The following is a 2,676-nucleotide window of genomic DNA, read 5'->3' as shown; positions in this document are numbered from 1 at the left end:
ATTATACTAACAATATAAAAAACTCATTTTTAATAAGGATCTACGTCAATCACCACATTCGTTTTCTTAAACGCTTTTTCTTTGGTGAGTTTGACGGACTCGTCGCGTAGGGCGGCTTTGATGGCTTTGATGTTGAGGTTCTTCTCTAACTTGATGACGAGCTGCATCAGATACTGATTGCGGAGGCGACTGATAAGCGGTTCTTCGGGACCCAGTACGCGGGAACTACCAATGCGGTCTTTCAAAATATGGGCAAGATGCACCGCGGCTAAATCTACCACTCGCTTATCCGGGTTTTTCACTGTCAAACGAATGATGCGCACGAAGGGCGGATAGTGGTACACTTCCCGTTCGTGGATCTCTTCTTCAAACAGGCCGAGATAATCGTTCTCAATAATTTTATATAGAATGGGTTGTTTCAGGTTCGTCGTCTGAATAATCACCCGCCCTACCTTGTCGCGCCGCCCGGAACGACCACTTACCTGAGTAATGAGTTGAAAAGTGCGCTCGTGCGAACGAAAATCAGGGAAGTGAATCATCCGGTCAGCATCCAGAATACCGACCAAGCTCACCCCATCAAAATCCAGTCCTTTGCTTACCATTTGGGTGCCGACCAGAAAATCCATTTCATGATTGGCAAAGCTTTCAATAATTAGCTCGTAGCTGTTTTTTTTGCGAGTCGTATCTAAATCCATCCGTTGTACTCTAGAGGCGGGCAACAGTCCCTGAATTTCTTCTTCCAGCTTCTCGGTACCAAAGCCTACTGATTTTACTTTGGTAGAGCCACAGGCTACACACTCCTGAGGAACCGCCTCGTGATGGCCGCAGTAATGGCAGCGCAGCTCACGGGCGTACTGGTGGTAAGTTAAACTCACATCGCAATTTTGGCACTTGGGTATATGGGCACAATCTTCGCAATGTAGAAACGGGGCGTACCCCCGGCGGTTCTGGAAGATAATCGCCTGCTCCTTTTTATCTAACACTCCCTGCATAGCATCCAGTAGTACCGACGAAAAATCTTCCCGCATGGTTTTTTGCTTACGCTCTAATTTAATATCTACTAGCTCAATTTTAGGTAACTGAGCATTGCCGTAGCGTTGGTTTAACGCTACCAATCCGTACTTAGCGTGGCAGGCATGATAGTAGGATTCAATAGAAGGAGTAGCCGAACCCAGCAGGGTTTTGGAGTGATGCAAGCGAGCAAGCATCAACGCTACATCGCGGGCATGATAGCGAGGAGCCGGATCAAACTGCTTGTAAGAGGTTTCGTGCTCTTCGTCCACAATAATCAGACTTAGGTTATCAAACGGGAGCAGCACCGCCGATCGCACTCCCACCACCAGTGGGTAATCTCCGGCCAGAATACCCTGCCAGACTTCTACCCGCTCATTATCCGAAAAGCGGGAGTGATAAATGCCCATGCGGTCGCCGAAGATTTTTTTGAGACGGAGGACGATCTGGGTAGTAAGCGCAATTTCGGGCAGCAAGTAGAGCACTTGTCCCCCGGAGTTTAGCACCTCCTGAATCAGATCGATGTAGATTTCGGTTTTTCCACTGCCGGTGATTCCGTGCAGCAGCACCGTATCTTTATGCTGAAAGTGCTCCAGTACCTGCTGCTTCGCCTGCATTTGATAGTCGGTAAGAAACACCTGCTCTTGGGTAGGAACCGTCGTTTCAAAGCGGGATACAATCTCTTCAAACTCTTCCAGCACTTCGTTCTTTATTAGCGTGTTCACCGATGAAGCGGATAGATTACGATCCATCAGTTGATTCTTGGCTATCCCTACTTGGTTGACTGAAGCACTCTGGTACTGCGGAACGGCGTGCAAATAAGCCAGCAGCACATCCATCTGCTTAGGCCGCTTTTCCAACGATCCAAACAGAATTTCTAGCTGGTCGGGATTGCGCGCGTAGGAGGGTGACAGTCGAAGCTTCTTAATAACTTTTGGTTTGTACTTCTCCTTTACCTCTTCGTAGATCAGGATCGCCTCCTTCGCAATCAGCGATTTAATGGTATTATAAAAGCTTTTTTCTTGAAGCAGCTCCCCAATTTCGTTGTAGGTCAGGCTCGATTTTTCATTCAGTGCCTCCAGCACAATTTTCTCTTTCTCCGAGAATTCTACCTTCGCTAAACTCATCTGATTATCTTCTGAGAAAAAGTCAGGGTTGAGCTGGGCCTTAGACTCGCTACTAAGTTTTAGGCCGGAAGGCAGCGCAATGTTGAGCACCTCGCCTACCGTGCACACGTAGTAGTTAGCAATCCACTCGAACAGCCTAATTTGTACCGGCTCTACAATCGGGTTATTATCCAGCACCTCCAGAATATAGCGAGCATTGTACTTTTTAGGAGGATCATTATGCAGTTTCCCCACCACGCCGGTAAGTATGCGCTTGCTGCCAAACTGCACAATTACCCGACTACCGATTTGCACCATTTCTTCCATCACCCGAGGAATGCGGTAAGTAAACATACGCGGAATGGGTACTGGCAGAATAATATCGGCAAACCACGTTACTCGTTCGTCGGGGGCTTCTTCATTCAAGACAATGGGTTGCAACTCAGACATACGACTCCAAAGTTAAAAATTAATGGATAATTGGAAATGGACAAATGAAAATTGATTATAAATAGCGACCCAGGGGGAATGGTCATCAAAAAGATGTACTGTTTTAGGA

At 47.1% G+C, this 2,676-nt stretch carries 1 protein-coding gene; it reads right to left on the bottom strand.

The annotated features are described in order from the left end of the window. Window positions 1-29: 29 nt before the first annotated feature. Window positions 30-2,567: a replication restart helicase PriA gene (priA, locus tag WBA23_RS19110; RefSeq protein ID WP_424583881.1), complete on the bottom strand. Its 2,538-nt coding sequence runs from the start codon at window positions 2,565-2,567 to the stop codon at window positions 30-32. Between the last annotated feature and the right edge of the window lie 109 nt (window positions 2,568-2,676).

Origin of the sequence: Tunicatimonas sp. (genome assembly GCF_049647865.1) — a bacterium.
GTDB lineage: Bacteria > Bacteroidota > Bacteroidia > Cytophagales > Cyclobacteriaceae > Tunicatimonas.
The sequence above is the reverse complement of the archived record's forward strand: the minus strand, read 5'-3'. Positions and strand labels throughout refer to the sequence as shown.

Excerpts from the sequence above, each read along its gene's own strand:
- priA (WP_424583881.1), bottom strand. The coding sequence starts at position 2,567 with ATGTCTGAGTTGCAACCCATTGTCTTGAATGAAGAAGCCCCCGACGAA.